The organism is Sporosarcina thermotolerans, from assembly GCF_030067815.1.
In the GTDB taxonomy this organism is placed as follows: Bacteria; Bacillota; Bacilli; order Bacillales_A; family Planococcaceae; genus Sporosarcina; species Sporosarcina thermotolerans.
In genome coordinates this window covers 2,862,181-2,882,595 of the sequence record NZ_CP125968.1, presented here as the reverse complement: position 1 = coordinate 2,882,595, position 20,415 = coordinate 2,862,181, and the positions used below count along the sequence as shown (strand labels likewise).

General features: G+C 41.0%; 20 protein-coding genes, 3 pseudogenes and 1 other annotated feature. Of the genes and pseudogenes, 16 read left to right on the top strand and 7 right to left on the bottom strand.

Annotated features, from left to right (window positions below; all coding sequences use genetic code 11):
- Window positions 1–447 precede the first annotated feature (447 nt).
- The gene (locus QNH10_RS16290) at window positions 448–1,464 is read right to left on the bottom strand and encodes an aminoglycoside phosphotransferase family protein (RefSeq protein WP_283734669.1); all 1,017 of its coding nucleotides are present in this window, start codon (window positions 1,462–1,464) and stop codon (window positions 448–450) included.
- A gap of 508 nt (window positions 1,465–1,972) precedes the next feature.
- On the opposite strand from QNH10_RS16290, the gene QNH10_RS16285 reads away from it, so the two are divergent.
- From QNH10_RS16285 to QNH10_RS16270, 4 genes are all read left to right on the top strand, one after another.
- Window positions 1,973–2,449 (top strand): hypothetical protein, encoded by a 477-nt coding sequence (locus tag QNH10_RS16285; protein ID WP_283732381.1) that lies wholly within the window; start codon window positions 1,973–1,975, stop codon window positions 2,447–2,449.
- A 195-nt stretch (window positions 2,450–2,644) separates the two neighbouring features.
- The gene (locus tag QNH10_RS16280; protein WP_283732380.1) at window positions 2,645–3,301 is read left to right on the top strand and encodes a nucleoside/nucleotide kinase family protein; all 657 of its coding nucleotides are present in this window, start codon (window positions 2,645–2,647) and stop codon (window positions 3,299–3,301) included.
- 102 nt (window positions 3,302–3,403) lie between these two features.
- The gene (locus QNH10_RS16275; RefSeq protein WP_283732379.1) at window positions 3,404–3,838 is read left to right on the top strand and encodes an SMI1/KNR4 family protein; all 435 of its coding nucleotides are present in this window, start codon (window positions 3,404–3,406) and stop codon (window positions 3,836–3,838) included.
- 95 nt (window positions 3,839–3,933) lie between these two features.
- Entirely contained in the window at window positions 3,934–4,503 is a 570-nt protein-coding gene (locus QNH10_RS16270; RefSeq protein WP_283732378.1) for a dihydrofolate reductase family protein, read from the top strand.
- A gap of 86 nt (window positions 4,504–4,589) precedes the next feature.
- Here QNH10_RS16270 and QNH10_RS16265 read toward each other — a convergent pair whose 3' ends face one another.
- Complete coding sequence (locus QNH10_RS16265) at window positions 4,590–5,135, bottom strand: hypothetical protein (protein ID WP_283732377.1); 546 nt, start codon at window positions 5,133–5,135, stop codon at window positions 4,590–4,592.
- A 300-nt stretch (window positions 5,136–5,435) separates the two neighbouring features.
- On the opposite strand from QNH10_RS16265, the gene QNH10_RS16260 reads away from it, so the two are divergent.
- On the top strand, window positions 5,436–5,621 hold the full coding sequence (locus tag QNH10_RS16260; protein WP_283732376.1) for a hypothetical protein: 186 nt from the start codon (window positions 5,436–5,438) through the stop codon (window positions 5,619–5,621).
- Between the two features lie 2 nt (window positions 5,622–5,623).
- The gene (gene recQ, locus QNH10_RS16255; RefSeq protein WP_283732375.1) at window positions 5,624–7,450 is read left to right on the top strand and encodes a DNA helicase RecQ; all 1,827 of its coding nucleotides are present in this window, start codon (window positions 5,624–5,626) and stop codon (window positions 7,448–7,450) included.
- Window positions 7,451–7,522: 72 nt separating this feature from the next.
- Here the strand turns inward: recQ and QNH10_RS16250 are convergent, their stop codons facing one another.
- On the bottom strand, window positions 7,523–8,677 hold the full coding sequence (locus QNH10_RS16250) for an MFS transporter (RefSeq protein WP_283732374.1): 1,155 nt from the start codon (window positions 8,675–8,677) through the stop codon (window positions 7,523–7,525).
- Between the two features lie 158 nt (window positions 8,678–8,835).
- Here QNH10_RS16250 and QNH10_RS16245 point away from each other — a divergent pair, with 158 nt between their 5' ends.
- Both QNH10_RS16245 and QNH10_RS16240 read left to right on the top strand, forming a co-directional pair.
- Window positions 8,836–9,819 carry a diaminopimelate dehydrogenase gene (locus QNH10_RS16245; RefSeq protein ID WP_283732373.1) on the top strand — a complete coding sequence of 328 codons (984 nt, stop codon included), beginning with the start codon at window positions 8,836–8,838 and terminating at the stop codon, window positions 9,817–9,819.
- A 68-nt stretch (window positions 9,820–9,887) separates the two neighbouring features.
- Window positions 9,888–10,976 carry a M42 family metallopeptidase gene (locus QNH10_RS16240; RefSeq protein WP_283732372.1) on the top strand — a complete coding sequence of 363 codons (1,089 nt, stop codon included), beginning with the start codon at window positions 9,888–9,890 and terminating at the stop codon, window positions 10,974–10,976.
- A 5-nt stretch (window positions 10,977–10,981) separates the two neighbouring features.
- Here the strand turns inward: QNH10_RS16240 and QNH10_RS16235 are convergent, their stop codons facing one another.
- Window positions 10,982–11,218 carry a hypothetical protein gene (locus tag QNH10_RS16235; protein ID WP_283732371.1) on the bottom strand — a complete coding sequence of 79 codons (237 nt, stop codon included), beginning with the start codon at window positions 11,216–11,218 and terminating at the stop codon, window positions 10,982–10,984.
- 123 nt (window positions 11,219–11,341) lie between these two features.
- Here QNH10_RS16235 and argF point away from each other — a divergent pair.
- Both argF and QNH10_RS16225 read left to right on the top strand, forming a co-directional pair.
- A pseudogene (gene argF, locus QNH10_RS16230) lies at window positions 11,342–12,308 on the top strand (ornithine carbamoyltransferase).
- An 18-nt stretch (window positions 12,309–12,326) separates the two neighbouring features.
- Complete coding sequence (locus tag QNH10_RS16225; RefSeq protein WP_283732370.1) at window positions 12,327–12,665, top strand: hypothetical protein; 339 nt, start codon at window positions 12,327–12,329, stop codon at window positions 12,663–12,665.
- Window positions 12,666–12,763: 98 nt separating this feature from the next.
- Here the strand turns inward: QNH10_RS16225 and sspI are convergent, their stop codons facing one another.
- A complete protein-coding gene (gene sspI / locus QNH10_RS16220) occupies window positions 12,764–12,976 on the bottom strand; it encodes a small acid-soluble spore protein SspI (RefSeq protein ID WP_283732369.1) in 213 nt (70 codons plus the stop codon).
- A gap of 92 nt (window positions 12,977–13,068) precedes the next feature.
- Here sspI and QNH10_RS16215 point away from each other — a divergent pair, with 92 nt between their 5' ends.
- The 3 genes and pseudogenes from QNH10_RS16215 to pheT all read left to right on the top strand — a co-directional run bounded on the left by QNH10_RS16215 (window position 13,069) and on the right by pheT (window position 17,623).
- Window positions 13,069–13,833 carry a TrmH family RNA methyltransferase gene (locus QNH10_RS16215; RefSeq protein WP_283732368.1) on the top strand — a complete coding sequence of 255 codons (765 nt, stop codon included), beginning with the start codon at window positions 13,069–13,071 and terminating at the stop codon, window positions 13,831–13,833.
- 55 nt (window positions 13,834–13,888) lie between these two features.
- Window positions 13,889–14,120: a binding site (T-box leader), on the top strand.
- A gap of 39 nt (window positions 14,121–14,159) precedes the next feature.
- Window positions 14,160–15,195 (top strand): annotated as a pseudogene (pheS, locus tag QNH10_RS16210) (phenylalanine--tRNA ligase subunit alpha).
- 16 nt (window positions 15,196–15,211) lie between these two features.
- Entirely contained in the window at window positions 15,212–17,623 is a 2,412-nt protein-coding gene (gene pheT, locus QNH10_RS16205) for a phenylalanine--tRNA ligase subunit beta (RefSeq protein ID WP_283732367.1), read from the top strand.
- A gap of 62 nt (window positions 17,624–17,685) precedes the next feature.
- Here pheT and QNH10_RS16200 read toward each other — a convergent pair whose 3' ends face one another.
- Entirely contained in the window at window positions 17,686–18,258 is a 573-nt protein-coding gene (locus QNH10_RS16200) for a hypothetical protein (protein WP_283732366.1), read from the bottom strand.
- Between the two features lie 2 nt (window positions 18,259–18,260).
- Window positions 18,261–19,198 (bottom strand): annotated as a pseudogene (rnhC, locus tag QNH10_RS16195) (ribonuclease HIII).
- A 60-nt stretch (window positions 19,199–19,258) separates the two neighbouring features.
- On the opposite strand from rnhC, the gene QNH10_RS16190 reads away from it, so the two are divergent.
- The 3 genes from QNH10_RS16190 to QNH10_RS16180 are packed head-to-tail and all read left to right on the top strand — an operon-like array spanning window position 19,259 to window position 20,378.
- The gene (locus QNH10_RS16190; protein WP_283732365.1) at window positions 19,259–19,564 is read left to right on the top strand and encodes a hypothetical protein; all 306 of its coding nucleotides are present in this window, start codon (window positions 19,259–19,261) and stop codon (window positions 19,562–19,564) included.
- 4 nt (window positions 19,565–19,568) lie between these two features.
- Window positions 19,569–19,829: a cell division protein ZapA gene (zapA, locus tag QNH10_RS16185; protein WP_283732364.1), complete on the top strand. Its 261-nt coding sequence runs from the start codon at window positions 19,569–19,571 to the stop codon at window positions 19,827–19,829.
- Between the two features lie 9 nt (window positions 19,830–19,838).
- Window positions 19,839–20,378 (top strand): CvpA family protein, encoded by a 540-nt coding sequence (locus QNH10_RS16180; protein ID WP_283734668.1) that lies wholly within the window; start codon window positions 19,839–19,841, stop codon window positions 20,376–20,378.
- The last annotated feature ends 37 nt before the right edge of the window (window positions 20,379–20,415 follow it).

The following is a 20,415-nucleotide window of genomic DNA, read 5'->3' as shown; positions in this document are numbered from 1 at the left end:
ATTGGGTCGGATTGTTGAAAATCATGGGGGGGAGAGGGGGCTATAAATGTACAATGATTTCTATGGTAGTTTCAGTTCGATAGTTTTAGGTTGGTTGTTTTGGTGGATAGCTTTGCTATTTTTTCAACGGCTTGCGAATCGCTACCCCAAAAATACTTGGAGGAAGGATATAATCTTAACTTTTTTCCAAAGTATATTCGTCATAATTTTACTTCCAACCATAGCCTATTTCATTCGACCTGACTAAATCTTGTGTAGCATAATCAACTGAGTATCGCCGTGAGCTTCCATAATATCAAGATAGTCCAACCAAGTCTTCTCAGAAATACCCTTCAGCGGTGTTTAGGACATCGTGAGCAAGCCGCCGGCGACGTTCGAATGGGAGTAATGAAAGAAACTCCAAAAACCCACTACAATTTAGGGTTTTTGGAGTTTCTTTTTTAGAAGTCAAACCTGCACAGAGATGGCCTTCATTTCATTAATTTTTTGGAGCGTAGTAACAAGATTTGTCTTCTCGTCTTCGTCCTCTGCGTAAAGGTACCATTCCACAAGCCTGTATCCGAATATGAGAAGGATCATCTCGTAGACGCAATGATCAGCGATATGGGATACATCTACATACTCCGAAAAGCCTTTATAATACGCGGGAACGCATCGCTGGTAGTATTCAACCATGTGATTGATATCCGCTTCATCCGCAATCAAGCTCGCGAGATCCTCTCCCAAGTACCCCCATCCAGATGTGTCCCAATCAATAAGTGCAATTTTCCCGTCGGCATAGATCAGATTGGTCACCCAGAAGTCCCGGTGGCAAAGCACGAGGGGCAGTCTCTCGATGCGGGATAGTATCTCGTCTGCGTACTTATCGATGTCAATGAGCATTTGCCGCAAGTGCTGCGGCAATTCGCAGTCTTCCGAGCGTATATAATTGTAGACGACCGGCCATGACCGGTAATGCAGATACGTATTCTTCATCAGATCTGCATGGCTCAGGTTGTTCAGACTTTGTAGTGCAGCGGGCTGTTCCGCATACAGTTTACCTTGGTAGCGTCCTAACTCAAGTGCTGCTTGTTCATACATGTCACCGGTCAAGTCTAAACCGGTTACGCCGTCGATATATTCCAGCCACAGCTGAAATTCATTTTCTTCGGCATTCATCTTGGCGTGATAACAAAGTGGCCAGCGGAAGGAATCCGAGAACGTCGCTTCTAAGTCGGACTCATATAGATCATATTCCCGTCGCCATGAACCTAAATCTCCGTAACGCTCCCATTTCTTCTGGATTTTCAGTACTGTACTGTACGGCGATTTTTCACCATCCGCGGTTTCGGCGATCCCCGTTATTAGATATACATTTCCCACAGTTCCGCCCTGTAACTGTGTGGTTTGATAGTCGGCATAAACGATTTCCTTTTTGAATTGTTGGCTTAAGGCATAGATCAGCGTTTCGTATTTAATAATCATTTCTTCTATTCCCCCGTTTTCTTCGTTTGCTCGCTCCACATGGTGAACATTTTGTTTGGACCCCTCTTGTCGATAAAGTAGCTCATTTAATGTTGATTTTCGGACGCAAAAATGCCACGGACAAGCAGCCTCTATAGAAGCTGTGTCGCGCGGCATCAGGACGCAAAAAAGATACGACCTATATCGTATCTCGCAAACAGCAATATTCACGAAAGGTTACTTTGGATGGCATACCAAATAATACGGGCGTTTCCCGCATTTTCGCGAATGCCTACTATTCAGTTTTAAGACCAAACCACCATATAAGTAGTTGCCATTTAAACACATCTCCCTTCGTGTCAGGAACTTGGCTTTTGCTAAGCTATCTATAGAATAACTCGTTTTGAAAAGTAAATCAATTCCCGACGGCGCAGGTATTTAGTTGAATCAGTTATGTAACCTTCTTGTATAGAATTCGTTTGAATTTATGTAAAGATTCCACTGCTTTGATAATGAAAGGGGTAACCAAATGACAAGAAGAAAAACTATTATAGTAGTTGCCGCGATTATGTTATCAATTATTTTAATGAAAGTATTAAAAAAAGACGTATGGGATGCTAATGAAGAACTTTTGAAACAAGAGGTAATGAATATTGGTGTTTCCAACGAGTTAGTAAATTTATCCGATGTCACTCCATTTGAGTGGGATTTAGTGTATTCTTTTGACCCGTACACATCTAAAGATACAATTTATCGAACCGTTGGCTATAAGTGGGATTCAATTAGTGAAACGATAAACGGTGGTATGAATCAATTAGTTTTTATGAAAGATAAAAAAGTGGTTTGCTATGTATATGGTTATCCCGCAAATAATGGTTATGGAATTTTCTTTCACAGCAAAAGTAAAGACGTTTCGACTTCTGCTTCTGTACTTAGTTTTGAAGATGATTTGATTTTTCAGGTTATAAGAGGGGATAACGTTATTCTTCTAACGAAAAATGAATGACTCTTCTGCAACAACAATAATCTTTAAGGAATAAGCGAAGCGCATTCGATTAATAATTGTTATCCAATTGCAGTCAAAATTTGGAGTGAAATTAAAAACAGTTAACAGAACTTAGCGCTGTACACTTTTGGCAAGGGGTATCCTTATTTAAATTGAAAAGTTCTAAAAAGATATGATAGGAAAGTGGGGAGATATATGGAAAGGAGTGTACTTGTTTCAAATATAGCAAATAGAATCTTAAGTTTAAAAAGGCTCCATCCAATTAGAGTAGGAGTAAGTGGAATAACGGCATCTGGAAAGACAACGTTTGCTAATGAGCTTATGGAAGAACTTCGAAGTAGAAAGGTGGATGTAATTAGGATTAGCATAGACAATTTTCATAATCCAAGAATTATTCGATACAGACAAGGAAGGGAATCAGCTATTGGTTATTACGAAGATGCTCACGATTATGATTCCTTTAAACAGAAACTCTTAATACCTTTAGGTCCCGGAGGAAACCTTCATTATCAAATAAAATCTTTAGATTTGGCAACGGATGAATATGTGAACCCAGAAATAAAAACAGCAAATATAGATATGATTTTTATTATTGATGGAACTTTCTTATTTAAAAAGGATTTATATAACCTATTCGATGTTAAAATATTTGTTGAAACTGACTTTGAGTTAGCCAGAAAAAGAGGAGCTAAGAGAGAAGAACAGGCATTTGGAAGTTTTACAAAAGCAGAGGAAATGTTCCTAAATAGGTATCACGTTGCTTCGAAACTCTATTTAGAACAACACACACCGCAACTTGATGCAGATATAGTTATAAATAATAATGATTTAGATAACCCATTTATTGTTTAAAAGAAATTTATACTTCAACAGGTGCTTTAGTTGAAGAAGGAATGTCTATTATTAATGGTGAATTATTATCCAATAGATGTTTTTAAGGATGGTGATAAATAGATGTGGAAGGACTATATAAGTTCAATATCAAAAGATTATTCTTTCAAACCACCGGCAACTAAGGCTGAAATAATTCAAATTACAAAGGAACTAAACGTGGAAATATCAAAAAAAATGTTTGAATTATATAATGAAACAAATGGAGTGTTGGATAGTTTCGACTGTCCTTTAATATGGTCAACTTCACAAATAGTAAAAGATAATTTGTTTTTTAGGAATTTTGGTGACTATAAAGATATTTATATGCCATTTGACCACTTGTTATTTTTTTCAGATAACGGCTGTGGTGACCTATTTGGCTTTAAAATATTAAATGGTAGCATTCAAACAGAAGATATTTATGTATGGAACCACGAAGATGACAGCAGAACGTGGGTTGCTTCATCATTGGAAGTATTTATAAAAGGTTGGATTACTGGTGAAATTACTACTTAGATAAAGGTATTTGCTTATTATAGTAACAAGGTGCTTTACCTGAAGATCGTAGGGCTTAGTCGGCTCTTTTTTCTTCAACCAAGGGAGGGAAAATAATGTCCAATGAAGTAAGGTCAAGGAAAATAATTTTAGATTTAGCAGTAACCTTAGATGGATTTATTGAAGGGAAAAATGGTGAAGTTGATTGGTGCATAATGGACTCTGAGATGGGGTTTACTAATTTCCTAAATCAAATAGATACTATTTTATATGGAAGAAAAAGTTACGATTTGTGGGGACAATATACTCCGACAATTGAAGATACTGAAGCTGAAAAAGAAATGTGGGGATTAGTTCACAGTAAAGTTAAATATGTTTTTTCAAAAACGCAAAAAGGGACTGACGAAAAAGCAGTATTCATAAATGAAGATATTCTTGAAGAAGTAAATAAAATAAAGAATAAGCCCGGTAAAGACATCTGGTTATATGGTGGAGCAAATCTTATATCCACCTTTATCAATTTAGACCTTGTTGATGAATTTAGACTATCTGTACATCCTGTGGTTTTGGGAGAGGGAAGACCGATGTTTATTGATATTAAACAGAGATTGAATTTGGAATTAATTAATACAAGAACTTTCTCCTCCGGAGTTGTTCAACTAATCTACCATTTGAAAAGAAATTAAATTGTACTACACGATAGATTAAATTAAGATGATTATAAAGCCGAATACACTCAAATATTCAGCTTTATAATCTATGAAGGGCTAAACTACTTCCATATATCCATATATTTTTTTTTGTATTTTTTGTCGTCAACTATATCAATTAAATCCAGTGCCGTTTGTTTAATAAACTCATCATTGTAATAGTCAAATAAATTTTTCATGTTTTGAATAATGTCATTACGAATTAAAGTGAAATTTTTTTCATCTTCACATTTTTTAAAGCGCTCAACCATAAATTCCATAACCATTTTTAGTTGGGCTGTACCTGCAATTCCGACTTTCCATATAGATTGGAGACTATGTCTAGCTGTAACAAATTTTTCATCTTTAGTTACCTTCCACAATTCAGGGAAATCCTTCATAATTCTCATCTCGGGGTCGCTTTTAGCTAGATTGGCTAAATATTGTGCTGCACGAGAGCGTTGATGGTTATCTTTATGAGTTAAGTCCTTTATTAGTTGATTCCATACTTCGTAAGCCCAATCAACTTGTTGATCAGTTGCTTTTAAAATAATTTGATAGGCTTCATAACGCTCATCTTTATCGCCCGATTTAGATTTATTAAATGCCAATTTTATTTGATTATCCACTTTCCCACCACCTTATTTATGTTATAACGCTGAAATATGTTAACCTGCCCCGTTGGGTGTTGGGCATCGTTTCTCAAACTTTAATTTATTTTAGCATAGATTCCTCATCTAATATGGTATTGCATAATCAGGCGTAATTACATTTAGAAGCGCTCACTTAGTTGATTGTAGTGGAAGGCGGCGACTCCGCCCGCCCTGGGAAAGCGTCCGCCTAAAACGAAAATCAACGATTTCACCCGATTAATTCATTCCCTTGGTGCCTTTAGCAAATCTCTGTTATTCTATAGGAAAAGCATCTAGTTGAAAGGAGAAGCGATCATCCAACTTACGAGAGATCATGATTTAATCAGGATAATTGTAAAAGATATAGAAGAGCTACGTGAACCAGAGAAAATCAGCCCAACTGTTCTGCAGAAATTCTATGCATTATTAGTTGTCAATGAAATACATAGCCGCGACGAAGAACGATTGCTGCTTGAAAAATAAAAATGAAAAGCGCCAGCGAAGGTGCTTTTTTCTTTGATGAATTGAAAGAGGTGATCCCGATCGATAAAGCATTGTCCATATTATCTTCTTATTTTGGATATACTTCCTTTCGGACAGGCCAGGAAAATGCCATTAATAATGTTTTGGAAGGAAAGGATACACTTTGCGTCATGCCGACAGGCGGTGGAAAATCCGTTTGTTATCAAGTTCCGGCTTTGGTTATGGAGGGAACTGTTTTAGTCGTATCCCCTTTAATTTCATTGATGAAGGACCAAGTCGATGCGCTCCATCAAATTGGAATCCCTGCAGCATATATAAATAGCACATTATCAACAGAGGAATATTTCGGTACGATGGAAATTGCTGCGGAGGGTGGATATCGTCTGCTATACGTTGCTCCTGAACGGTTTGAGTCCCAATCCTTCGTACAGCAAATTAACAGAATGAAAATTCCTATGATCGCGATTGACGAGGCACACTGTATTTCTCAATGGGGTCATGATTTCAGACCAAGTTATCGGATGATGAGCAGAGTCATTCAATCATTTGAAAAAAGACCAGTTGTTTTAGCGCTGACTGCTACAGCGACACCAGCCGTCCGTGACGATATTTGCGAACAGTTGCATATCGAAAGCGATCATACTGTAATGACCGGATTTGAACGGAGCAATCTTACCTTTTCCGTCATTAAGGGTCAAGATCGAGAAAAGTTTGTTAAAGACTATGTGAAGAAAAATGAAGGGGAAGCGGGTATTATTTACGCCGCCACTCGTAAAGCCGTAGACCAAGTTCATGCGATGCTCGAACGGACCGGGGTGAAGGTGGCAAGGTATCATGCTGGCCTCTCGGATGTTTTCCGGCAAACGGAGCAGGATCGGTTCTTAATGGATGAAGCGACTGTCATGGTAGCGACAAATGCCTTTGGGATGGGAATTGACAAAAGTAATATAAGATATGTCATTCATTATCAAATGCCAAAAAATATGGAAAGCTACTATCAGGAAGCAGGTCGTGCCGGTAGGGATGGACTTGATAGTGAATGTACGCTCTTATTTTCTTCACAAGACGTTATAACACAGCGTTTTCTGATTGACCAATCGCAGGATAGCCAACGAATCCCCGCGGAACTTGAAAAACTACAGTCGATGATCGACTATTGCCATACTGAATCCTGCTTGCAAAAATTCATCATCGCCTATTTTGGTGAAAGCGAAATTGAAGATTGCGGCCGCTGTGCAAATTGTACGGATACACGGGAACGCTTCGAAGTGACTGTTGAGGTTCAGAAAGTACTCTCATGTGTGATACGAATGGGGCAGCGATTCGGTAAGACGATGATTGCTCAAGTGTTGACTGGCTCCCGTAACAAGAAAGTGTTGGAATTCGGTTTTGACAAACTGACAACATATGGTTTGATGAAAGAACGGAATGCAAAGGATGTTTCCGATTTTATCGAATTCATCATCTCCGAAAACTTTTTAGGCGTGGAGAATGGTCAATTTCCGATTATATACGTCACTGAGCAAGGGAAGGATGTATTGACCGGCAAAGTGAAGGTTTTCCGTAAAGGATCCGTTGAAACTAAACAGATTACAAAGGAAGATCCGTTGTTCAATCAATTGCGCGCACTTCGCATGAAACTTGCCCAAGAAGCAGGGGTACCTCCTTTTGTTGTCTTTTCCGATAAGACATTACGTGATATGGCTGCAAAAATGCCTGTCACAGAAGAAGCGTTTTTGGAAGTCAACGGAGTAGGGGCTGCAAAACTCGAAAGATATGGGGAAGTATTCATGGAGGAGATCAAATCCTATTCTGCAGAACTGGTATAATATGAAAAAGAAAAAACAGGTGAAGGGAATAGTTCCCTCCACCTGTTTTTTAGATTAATCAAGTTAAGCCTATCATTCTGATGTCAATTGTAGGTTTCTTTTCATACCAAGTATCGTATACAGTGCCACGGCCAATAGGATTATGCCAGTAAGCATGAACGCGCCTTTGAACGTTAAATCCAAGTAACCGATTAAACTTGAGCCTGCAACGACGCCGATCGAAAAGAATGCATAAAAATAGCCATAGGCTTTCCCGCGGAATTCGGCGGAAGATGAGTCGATCAGTAAGGAATTAATCGATGGGAATAGGAAAGAAAAACCGATTCCGTATAGCATCATAGCTACATAGTGAAGTGAAAGTTCCGTAATCTGACTTAGGAATAGCATGCTCAAGCCCATCATGGAAATTCCGAATGCCAATGTGATCATTGGACGTACTTTGTCAAAAATACGGTTAATCGGCAATAGGAAAATCAGTATAGCAACGACACCGAACGTACTAAGCAGCATACCTGTCGTTTTTGTATCAAATCCAAGCGCTTCAACTTTCAAGGGAAGTATCAATGCCAATACCCCTTGCGAAAACATCAGGAAGAAGGCTCCTGCAAATGCTCTTACCATTCCTGGATGTTTGAATAGATACCGCACCCTGAAATGCTTCGTCGACTTTGAATGCTGTTTTTTCTCGTATGTAAATGAACGTAATAGGAAAAAAGCTGCAATGGCAAGAATGAACATAATAACACCATTCACTGACATGATGAAAGGAGCACTTGTTTTCGTAGCAACAATTCCACTATAAGCTGGTCCGAAAATCGCCGCCATTCCAACAAACGCACCAGAAATTGCAACACTTCTACCTCTCTTAGATTCTTCTGCACGATTTGCAAGAAATGTAAAAGCTGCAGGAACGATTAACCCTTCCATAAATCCATGGACAAATCGGATACCTAAAAGCGAGGTAGGTCCGATGGCAAATGTATATAGTAGCAGCGATGCTCCCGACGCAAACAAACCGACCAAAAGGATGATGAAAGGTCCTCTTTTATCTGTCAGAAAACCTGAAATGACATTTCCGATTGTATTTGAAAATGAATACATACCCACTGCGAGACCGGTCATGAAAGACGATGCGCCTAACGAAAACGCGAATGGACTCATTATCGGAAGCTGTGAAAACAAATCAAAAAATGAGAAGAAAACGATTAAATAAACAAACGCACGCATATGAAATCCTCATTCCATTTAGTTATATCTACCCTACTACTGTACCATTTAAATCGAAATAGATAAAAGGATAGATTTTGACAAAAGAAAAATTAGCAAATTAATAGGAGTAACGTTAAAATGTAAGAATACTTTGGGCGAAAGGGATGTTGTTAAAAATGGATACAAAAACAAGAATTGGAATTGTTGGATACGGCAATTTAGGTAAAGGTGTAGAATCAGCGATTTCTCAAAATGATGATTTAACACTTACAGCTGTTTTTACAAGAAGGAATCCTGCAGAGCTGAAAGTGCATAGCGGTGTCCCAGTTCTCCCATTGGATGACATTGAAAGCTATGTAAATGACATCGATGTATTAATTCTTTGCGGTGGATCTAAAAATGATTTGCCGGAACAAGGTCCTGCGCTTTCTAAATTATTTAATACAGTTGATAGCTTCGACACGCATGCGAAAATTCCTGAGTATTTTGAAGCAGTCGACGCTTCAGCCAAACCGAACGGAAAAACTGCAATCATTTCTGTTGGTTGGGATCCAGGATTATTTTCCATCAATCGCCTATATGGTGAATCAATTCTTCCAGAGGGTGCAACCTACACATTCTGGGGTAAAGGTTTAAGCCAAGGTCATTCGGATGCTGTCAGAAGGATTAAAGGAGTTAAAGGAGCTGTCCAGTATACAATCCCTGTAGAGGCAGCGGTGGATAAAGTGAGAAGTGGCTCCCAACCTGAACTCTCCACTCGTGAAAAACATACACGTGAATGCTTTGTTGTTCTTGAAGAAGGGGCGGATGCTGCTCAAGTTGAACAGGCCATCGTGACAATGCCTGATTACTTTGCGGACTATGACACAACAGTGAATTTCATAAGCGAAGCGCAATTGAAAGAGGAGCATGCAGCAATGCCACATGGCGGTTTTGTCATTCGAAGCGGCAAAACAGGCGAGTCTAACAATCAGGTAATGGAATTTTCCCTAACGTTGGAAAGTAATCCTGAATTCACTTCGAGTGTCCTTGTTGCTTATGCACGTGCGGCTTATAAGATGAATAAAAACGGAGAAACCGGCGCAAGAACTGTGTTCGACGTTGCACCCGGATTACTATCACCGAAGAGTGCTCACGAACTTCGAAAAGAGTTGCTATAAATTTCTTTCAAATATCTGTTATTTCATCTATACTGAAAATGTGGTTTTTATTTAGGAGGGCGAAATGAATGGGGAAACTTGACGAAACATTAGTGATGTTAAAAGACTTGACGGACGCGAAAGGAATTCCTGGGAATGAACGCGAGCCTCGCGAAGTAATGAAGAAATATATCGAGCCGTTTGCTGATGAAATCGAATATGATGGACTTGGTTCTTTAATTGCTAAAAAAACAGGTGTTGCCGAAGGTCCAAAAGTAATGGTTACAGGTCATTTGGATGAAGTTGGTTTTATGATTTCTAAGATTGACGACAAAGGATTCCTTTCCTTCCAAACTGTTGGCGGATGGTGGTCCCAAGTTATGCTTGCTCAACGGGTTACAATCGTGACGCGTAAAGGAGATACGGTGACTGGTATTATCGGTTCGAAGCCACCACATATCCTTTCTCCGGAAGCGCGTAAGAAGCCGGTTGATATTAAGGACATGTTCATCGATATCGGTGCCACTTCCAAAGAGGAAGTTATGGAGTGGGGAGTAATGCCTGGAGACATGGTCGTTCCTTACTTTGAATTCACAGTCATGAACAATGACAAATATTTGCTTGCAAAAGCATGGGATAACCGAATCGGCTGTGCAATTGCAATTGATGTCATGAAAGCATTGAAAGACGAGAACCACCCGAATGTCGTATTCGGTGTTGGCGCTGTCCAAGAGGAAATCGGATTGCGTGGCGCGAAAACAGCCGCTGCGAAAGTCAAGCCGGATATTGCGTTTGCAGTTGATGTTGGTGTTGCTGGAGATACACCTGGAGTGACTTCTAAAGAAGCGTCAAGTAAAATGGGCGATGGTCCTCAGATTCTTCTTTTTGACGCTTCAATGGTATCCCATAAAGGTTTACGTGATCTTGTCGTTGACACAGCGGAAGAGCACGGCATCCCTTATCAATTCGACGTGATCCCTGGCGGCGGAACAGATGCTGGGTCAATCCATGTGAGCGGAAACGGAGTTCCTTCACTCGCAATCTGTATCGCTACACGGTATATCCACTCTCATGCGGCAATGTTGCATAGAGATGATTACGAAAATGCAGTGAAACTGATTGTTGAAGTCATTAAAAAGCTTGATAAGGACACTGTACACCGTATTACATTTGAATAAGTTTTTTAAAAGACCGCACCCTTTTGACGAGGGTGCGGTTTTTTGTATTGTGTCGTTTTAGTTTTTACTTCCCGTAGAACTGGGTGGACTTCCCATAGAAGTGTTTGGAGTTCCCGTAGAACCGGGTGGACTTCCCATAGAAGTGTTTGGAGTTCCCGTAGAACCGGGTGGACTTCCCATAGATGCATGTTGAGTTCCCATAGAACTGTGTTGACTTCCTGTAGATGCATGAAGAGTTCCAATAGGACCGCATGAAACATTTATGCTTAAAATTTCATAAAAATTCATTTGACTTTATATTTATGCATGAATATACTATTTCTAACATCACATTATAAGGAATGGAGATGATCAAATTGGTGAAAATGCATTTATCGGCAGTGAATATCGGGCACAATATAGAAGATCAGCTTAAAGGACGCGACATGTTAACGTTGTTAGATTATACGAATGAGGAAATCACTTATTTATTGCACAAAGCATTAGTCATGAAAAAAGAAACACTATCAGGCAAAATGCCCCCCATTTTACCGGGGAAAACTCTCGGCATGATTTTTGAAAAACATTCCACAAGAACAAGGATTTCTTTCGAAGTCGGTATGGTTCAGCTTGGCGGGCATGCAATGTACATGAATGCAAGAGATTTACAAATTGGCCGTGGCGAGTCGATACATGACACAGGAAAAGTATTATCCGAATTCCTCGATGGGGTTATGATACGTGCAAATTCCCATGAATCCGTTGAGGAACTTGCGAAGCATGCATCTATTCCAATCATCAATGGATTAACGGATCTTTTCCATCCATGTCAGGCACTTGCGGATTTATTGACAATGATTGAAGTGAAAGGCTCAATTGTCGGTAAAAGAATCGCTTACGTAGGAGACGGAAATAATGTGGCACACTCATTAGTCATCGGCGCAGCGAACATGGGAATGCATATTGCGGTTGCAACACCTGCTGGATACGAGTTCAATCAAAAGCTTTTCGCAATGGTGCAAAAAATAGCGGCCGCAAACGGTGGGTCGGTTTCAAACTTACGATCCGGTTGAGGCTGTCGAAAATGCGGATGTTGTTTATACGGACGTCTGGACCAGCATGGGGCAAGAAGAAGAGTCGGCTCATCGACTGGAGGTCTTTAAGGATTTTCAAATTAATGACAAACTGGTCGGTCATGCGAAAAAGGATTACATGTTTTTACACTGCCTACCTGCACATCGTGAGGAAGAGGTTTCCGCTTCCGTAATCGACGGCCCGAATTCCTATGTTTTCCAACAGGCAGGCAATCGGTTGCATGCACAGAAGGCTGTATTAGCTACGCTTTTGAAATAAAAGAGAAGTGACCGGAATGTGGAGGAACCTGTAGTAGCGTGGGAGTTCTCGTTTACACGATTAGAGTTCTCATTAATTCGTGAAGAGTTCTCGTTTAAGCGCTTGGAGTTCTCATTAATTCGTAAAGAGTTCTCGTTTAAGCGCTTGGAGTTCTCATTAATTCGTGAAGAGTTCTCGTTTAAGCGCTTGGAGTTCTCATTAATTCGTGAAGAGTTCTCGTTTAAGCGCTTGAAGTTCTCATTTATTCGTGAAGAGTTCTCGTTTAAGCGCTTGGAGTTGTCATTCTTCATTAAAGAGTTCTCGTTTACAAGCTTTGAGTTCTCGTTCTTCGATGAAAAGTTCTCGTTCATGAATTAAGAGTTCTCATTCTTCATTGTAAAGTTCTCATTAACACAAGATAGGACAAAAAAAGCTGTCCAGTCGACTACCTGGACAGCTCTTTTATCATTACATATTCATCGTCCTGCAAATGCTTGTGCAAGTTCGCCGGTAATTTTAGTTTTCTCTTGCTCATCCGCATTGACCCACAACTTTTCAAAAAACACACCAAGACCTGGCAGTAAATGCTCTTCTCCACGCTGCAGTGCATCTTCCACGACGTTGCGTATATCAGTCGCTGAGTTATTCGTCATGTTTGCAGTAATTGCGTCGCGTATTTGAAAATTCATGATATCATCCTCCTGCACTCATTTTGGACACAATGATCGCCAACTATACGGACATTTGTTACACTGAAAAGAAAAAGGATGTCTTGAAATAAATGAAAAGAATCGAATCGACTCAAAACGCACTTGTTAAGCATTGGAAAAAACTTGCAACCTCTAAAAAAGACCGAGATAAATCGGAAGAATTCCTCGTTGAAGGATTTCATCTCGTCGAAGAAGCTATTAAATCCGAAGGCACTGTGATTCATTTGATCGTAAGGGAGGACGTTGAACTTCCGACCAATTGGAAAACTGATAACCTTCAAATGATTGAAGTGACTAAGGCGGTTGCGAAAGAATTAGTGGAAACAGAACAATCGCAAGGAGTTTTCGCTCATTGCCGCCAACCTAACTATTCAGAAGCTACAACGGATTCATGGAAAAAATATTTGTTCATCGATGCTGTCCAAGATCCTGGCAATATAGGGACAATGATCAGAACTGCCGATGCTGCAGGGATTGATGCCGTAATTTTAGGGAAAGGTTGTGCGGATCCTTACAATCCGAAAACCGTCCGCTCTGCCCAGGGATCCCATTTCCATCTTCCAATCGTAAAAGGAGAACTCGGCGATTGGATAGAAATAGTGAAATCAGCCAATATTAAACTTATCGGCACTGGTTTGCAAAACGCCGTTGACCATTATAGCGTTGGGCCATTAGATGAATTTGCGATAATCGTTGGAAATGAAGGAAGTGGCGTCTCTGCTGACTATTTGTCGAAATCAGATGAGATCGTTAAAATCCCGATTTACGGTAAAGCTGAATCATTAAATGTAGCCATCGCTACAGGAATTCTTCTCTACGCTTATGGCAAGAAATGATTTTGGCAAGTTGAAGTATTGAAGGAAATCGGGTATAGTAATGCTGTAAATAAAATTAAAAGCTGTGACCGGGAAAAGTAGACAGTTTGCAACCAACAGGAAATTTGCACCGTGACTGAGAGTGCAGATAGGCGAATGACCGTTGAAGTTCACCCCGAGAGCTGCCGCTTGGACCAGTTTTTACTGTAAAGGCGTGCCGGTAGAGGGCCGTTAATCCAAATGAAGTGATTATGCATATTCTTGCATAATAATCAGGGTGGTACCGCGAACTCGTCCTCGTCCCTTTTTAGGGGGCGGGGTTTTTTTATTTCGAAAGGAGAATGAAAATGGAACAACAATTACAGCAGTTGAAAGAAGAAGCGTTGAATAAAATTCAAGACGCTTCAACTGTCAAGGACTTAAACGACGTCCGTGTCGCTTATCTTGGCAAAAAAGGACCTATCACTGACTTACTAAAAGGGATGGGGAAACTTCCAGCCGAAGAGCGCCCTAAAATGGGAGCATTGGTAAACGTCATCCGTGAAGCAGTGACCGAATCACTCGAAGCACGCATGACACTGCTTGAAGAAGAGGCCATCAACGCCCAATTGGAAAAAGAGGCAATTGACGTCACGTTACCTGGACGTCCGATTCAAACGGGCAATCACCATCCATTGACAAGAGTCGTTGAGGAAATCGAAGACTTCTTCATCAGCATGGGCTATGAAATTGCAGAAGGTCCTGAAGTTGAGAAAGACTACTACAATTTCGAAGCGCTTAACTTGCCGAAAGGTCACCCAGCTCGAGACATGCAGGACTCCTTCTATATTTCTGAAGATGTTCTACTGCGTACTCATACTTCACCAGTCCAAGCACGGACAATGGAAACTAAAGGCGGGGAAGCAATCAAAATCATCTGCCCGGGTAAAGTGTATCGTAGGGATAATGACGACGCGACACATTCCCATCAATTCACACAGATTGAAGGACTTGTCGTAGGTGAAAATATTAAAATGAGTGATTTAAAAGGGACGCTTGATCTGTTCGCGAAGAAGATGTTCGGTGCAGATCGAGAAATTCGCTTGCGCCCAAGCTTCTTCCCGTTCACTGAGCCATCCGTCGAAATGGATATTTCTTGCTTCAAATGTGGTGGAGATGGATGTAATGTATGTAAAAAAACTGGCTGGATTGAGATATTAGGTGCTGGAATGGTGCATCCATGTCTTGCGCATGGCAGGATACGACCCAGAGGCTGTAACTGGCTTTGCATTTGGAATGGGGCCGGAACGGATTGCAATGTTGAAATACGGTGTTGAAGACATCCGTCATTTCTATACGAATGATGTTCGGTTCATATCACAATTCCATCGGTCAGAAGCGTAAGGAGGAGAAGACAGACATGTTAGTATCTACAAAATGGTTGAATGAATATGTAAATATAAAGGGCATTAAGCCGGAAGATCTTGCAGAAAGAATAACGCGTTCAGGGATTGAAGTCGATTCCATTATTGACCGGTCTCAGTCAATGACGAATGTAGTTGTCGGTTATGTAAAGGAATGTGTAAAACATCCTGAAGCGGATAAATTGAACATTTGCCAAGTTGACGTTGGGGAAGAAACGACGCAAATCATTTGCGGAGCGCCAAACGTCGCCCAAGGCCAGAAAGTTATCGTTGCACGCCCTGGCGCAGTTCTACCGGGTGGGATGAAAATTAAAAAAGCAAAACTTCGCGGTGAAGAATCGAACGGGATGATCTGTTCATTACAGGAGCTTGGCATCGAAGGGAAGCTTGTAGCAAAAGCGTATGCTGAAGGCATCTATGTATTGCCACAAGATACGGTTCCCGGTGAGAATGCACTTCCATTGCTTGGACTTGACGATACGGTACTTGAATTCGACTTGACGCCAAACCGCTCGGATGCTTTAAGCATGTTAGGTGTCGCTTATGAAGTAGGCGCAATTTTATCACAAGGGATTGCACTTCCGAAAATTGATTATAAAGAGTCTGCCGAAAAAGCGGAGGATATGTTGAAACTACGCGTTGATGCATCTACCGATAATCCGATGTATGTAGCAAAAGTTGTGAAAAATATCAAGATTGCCGAGTCTCCACTTTGGCTTCAAAATTATTTGATGGCTGCAGGCGTTCGTCCTCATAATAACGTCGTCGATATTACGAATTATGTACTAATGGAATACGGGCAACCACTTCACGCATTCGACTACGACCGCCTTGAGTCTGGCGAAATCGTCGTCCGTCATGCTGAAGAAGGGGAATTGATCACGACGTTGGACGATGCAGAGCGTAAGCTTAATTCCCATAACTTAGTCATTACGAATGGTAAAGAGCCAGTAGCGATTGCTGGTGTCATGGGTGGAGCGAATTCAGAAGTCCATGACGGGACGACAACTGTTGTAATTGAATCAGCTTATTTTGCACCATCTTCTGTCAGAAGGACGTCAAAAGAAGTTGGACTTCGAAGCGACGCAAGTACTCGCTTTGAAAAAGGTGTTGACCCGAACCGGGTGCAGGAAGCGGCGGAACGCGCTGTGCAACTATTGGCGGAGCTTGCTAACGGTGAAGTCCTCTCCGGATCAGTAACATTTGACGAGCTTGATAAGACGGCTGAGCGCATTACAATCTCACCGGACTATATCAATAATAGACTTGGCATGAAGATATCAATGGATGACATGCTTACTATATTGGAACGTCTTCGTATCCCGACACAAGCGGTCAACGGCCAATTAGTAATTGATGCACCAACACGTAGACAAGACTTACGGATTAAAGAAGATATTATTGAGGAAATCGCTCGTATGTATGGATACGATGAAATTCCAAAAACTCTTCCTGTATCGGAATCCACTCCGGGTGGACTCACTCCATATCAGGCAAAACGTCGAATCGTCCGTCAATACCTTGAAGGTGCAGGTCTATACCAAGCAATCACATATTCATTGACTTCTAAAGAACATGCACAGGCTTATGCTTTGGAAACAGCACCGGTAACGGAATTGCTAATGCCGATGAGTGAGGACCGTAGTACTCTTCGCCAAAGCCTCATTCCTCATCTATTGGAAGCTACTACCTATAACGTCGCACGCCGAATCGATTCGGTGGCATTGTATGAAACAGGTTCTGTCTTCCTTGGTGAAGAAGAGGACGGATTGCCACGTGAGGTGGAACATGTCGCTGCTGTTCTGACTGGTAAATGGGTCGATCATGCATGGCAAGGCGAAACTAAAAAAGTGGATTTCTTTGTGGTGAAGGGAATTATTGAAGGAATGATGGAGCGACTTGGCCTTTCTGACGACTTATCATTCGAAAAGACTTCAATTGACGGAATGCATCCTGGACGTACAGCAAACATTCTTCTTAAAGGCGAGCGTATTGGTCTAATTGGTCAACTACACCCAACAGAGCAGAAGAAACGTGACCTAAAAGAGACGTTTGTGATGGAATTGAATCTTGAGCATATCCTGTCTGTCGACACAGAAGAGCTGTTATATTCACCTGTTCCACGTTTCCCATCGATTTCACGTGACATTGCACTCGTTGTGGAAAGCGGAACTTCTGCGGGTATTCTTGAAACAATCATCCGTCAAGCTGGCGGGAAGTTATTGAAAGACGTGAAACTCTTCGATCTATATGAAGGGGATAATGTCGAAAAAGGCAAGAAATCACTTGCATTCTCATTGACATATTTCGATCCTGAACGCACATTGACAGACGAAGAAGTCGTCAAAGCGCATGATAAAGTATTAAAAGCTTTAACTATGGAAGCAGACGCACAGCTTCGTGGTTAATCGAATATAAATAAATAAGACCGCCATTGGAGAGAACTTGACTCCAAGGCGGTCTTTTTCCATTAATCCCTAACATTAAAGCCGATATTCAAATTCAATTTATATGATTCAGGCTCAATGGTTTCATCAGCATTCTCGATAAAAAAAATTGCAAGTCCATTAACAACATAATTACCCTCAGGAAAGCCCTTATTAATAATCGTTTGAATAAATTCTATCGTCTCTTTATCATCATTATCACTATAACCGCCCGCGAAGCGATACTTTTCACGCAGTGGTTCCCCTTTGACCAACGTTGTTCTTATCAAGGGATCATCCATTGCATATTCGATTTCAATACCTCTTGATAGCTCCTTGATTGGAAATTCAAATGGTGATGCGGAGTGGGAGATTTCAACTGATTCCTGATTTCCTATATACGTTAATTCGGCAAATATGGCAGTATCTCCAAATTCGGAATAAACATCCTTCTCGGTATATAATCTGTAGATGAAGTCATCTGCTTCAACCTGCGCGTCTTGTGGATAGCTAATAGTGTTGTTAGACCCTTCATTGTTAGTAATGTCTTTCGATGAGCAAGCGGAAAGTAGTGCAAGAAGGAGAACAGAAAATACAACCCTTTTCAAACTTTTCATCGTTATAATTTCCTTTTAAGCGCAGCAATTTTCTTTGCCTTCTGTGCATTTGCAAAATGCCATTTGGTCATTGATTTCAACGTATCTTCGCCGCTCTTTAATAAAATCTTCGCTGCAGCTTCATCCACAATTTTTCCTGCCCCTTTAGGAAGTTGAACGCCAGCTAAATCACTCAACCGGTCCATCTCCTCTAAAAAAGCAACCCTTGCAATAATCGAAGCGGCAGCAACAGCGAGATGCAACCCTTCAGCTTTCGTCGAAAACAAGACATTCTCACGGACAATTTCCTGTTCATTTTTAATATGATTATAATAAATGCCACGTTCAGCGAACTGATCAATAAGAATGTAATCAGGCTTTTCGCCCTTCATTTTCCGTAAAACATGCTTAAGCGCCTGATTATGAAGCAGAGCTTTTATCTTTCCTTGCGACCATCCTTTTTCCTGCACTTTGTTGTACTTGTCATTAGTCAACGTGAGGACACTGTGGATAAGTGCTGCTTGCAAATCAGGGGCAATCTGCCGCATATAATCATCATTCAACTGCTTCGAATCCTTTACGCCCAATTCCCTTACCAGCTCTATTTGTTCAGAGCTAACGTAACAAGCCGCCACAGTAACAGGACCAAAGAAATCGCCTGTCCAGTTTCATCAGACCCGACGACCGATAACTCCGAAAACCGCTCAGGCAAAATCTCCCCTTTGGCAGTAGGTTTTGTAGGCGATTTCTGCCCATCAACACTTCCCCAAATCGCAGCCTCCCGCATCGCGCCTCCACCCTGAAAAAGCACCTTTCCCGATTTATAAGCCGTTATCGCTGCATCCGGCAACTTCGCAGCAAACACAACCCCAGGCGCATTCCGCGTCACTTTAAACGCAGCATAATGCGCCATCAACCCATCCAACTTAGCCTTATCCAATAGCAGCACACTATTACTCATAAACGTCTCCCTCTCCATAACCTTATATCCATATTGTACAATAATCCAAGAAGTAGATGCTTGTATGGATATGTATTTATTAAAAGTGATACTGAGTTGATTGGAGTGGAAGGCGGCGACTCCTGCGAGAGCCGTTACGAAGAACGGCTTTTGCGAGTAAAAGCGCAGCGTTACGAGCAGGGAGTTGTTAGCCGCTGCCTTAATTTCTGCAAAGGTCGCAGAAATACGGCAAATCGAACTCTTCGTGGTTCGATTGGAAAGCGTCCGCCTGAAACGGAAATCAATGGTATAAAACTATCCCTTCTCTTTCCAACTAAAACCGTTTCATGGTATGATTGGGTACATAGTTTTCACATTGGAGGTTAAGGCAGTGGCAGACCAACAAAAGACGCGCCTTACGGTTGACATTTATGGACAGACATATACAATTGTCGGCAGTGAATCAAGCAGTCATGTTCGGCTTGTCGCTTCGATGGTTGACGAAAAAATGAGGGAAATCAGCTCACGCAACCCTTATCTCGACAGTGCCAAAATTGCTGTCCTAACCGCAGTGAATAGTGTACACGATTATTTGAAATTAAAAGAACGAATTGAACAATTGGAAGAAGAATTGAATAAGCTGAAGGGTTGACGGGTGTATATGCTTGATTTACTTATAGTTTTCCTCCTGCTTGGAGGCTTGATTACCGGATTTAGACGGGGGCTTATCGTACAACTTATCCATATGACAGGCTTCTTTATAGCACTAATTATTGCTTACATATACTACAAACAGTTAGCGGATAAGTTTGTTTTATGGATACCATATCCAGGAGTCACAGCCAGCTCGAAATTAGCGTGGACTGTGGAACAATTAGATTTAGATCAGACGTTTTATAGGTTATTGGCGTTTGTACTCATATTCATCGTTGCAAAATTTGCATTGCAGTTAATTGCCTCGATGTTCGATTTCCTTAAGTATCTACCAGTCTTAGGTTTTGTTGCACGTTTTGCTGGTGCTGCTCTTGGATTTATTGAGTTTTATATTATTATATTCCTATTACTCTATCTATTGGTTATGTTGCCATTAGATTTCATCCAAGGATTTATAGGTAAGTCGATATTGGCGGGTGCAATGTTTGAACATACCCCATTATTTTCTGAGATGGTGAAAAACTGGTGGTATATTTACACCAAATAACAGATTACGGCTTCCCCTTGGTTGGAGGGAAGCCTTT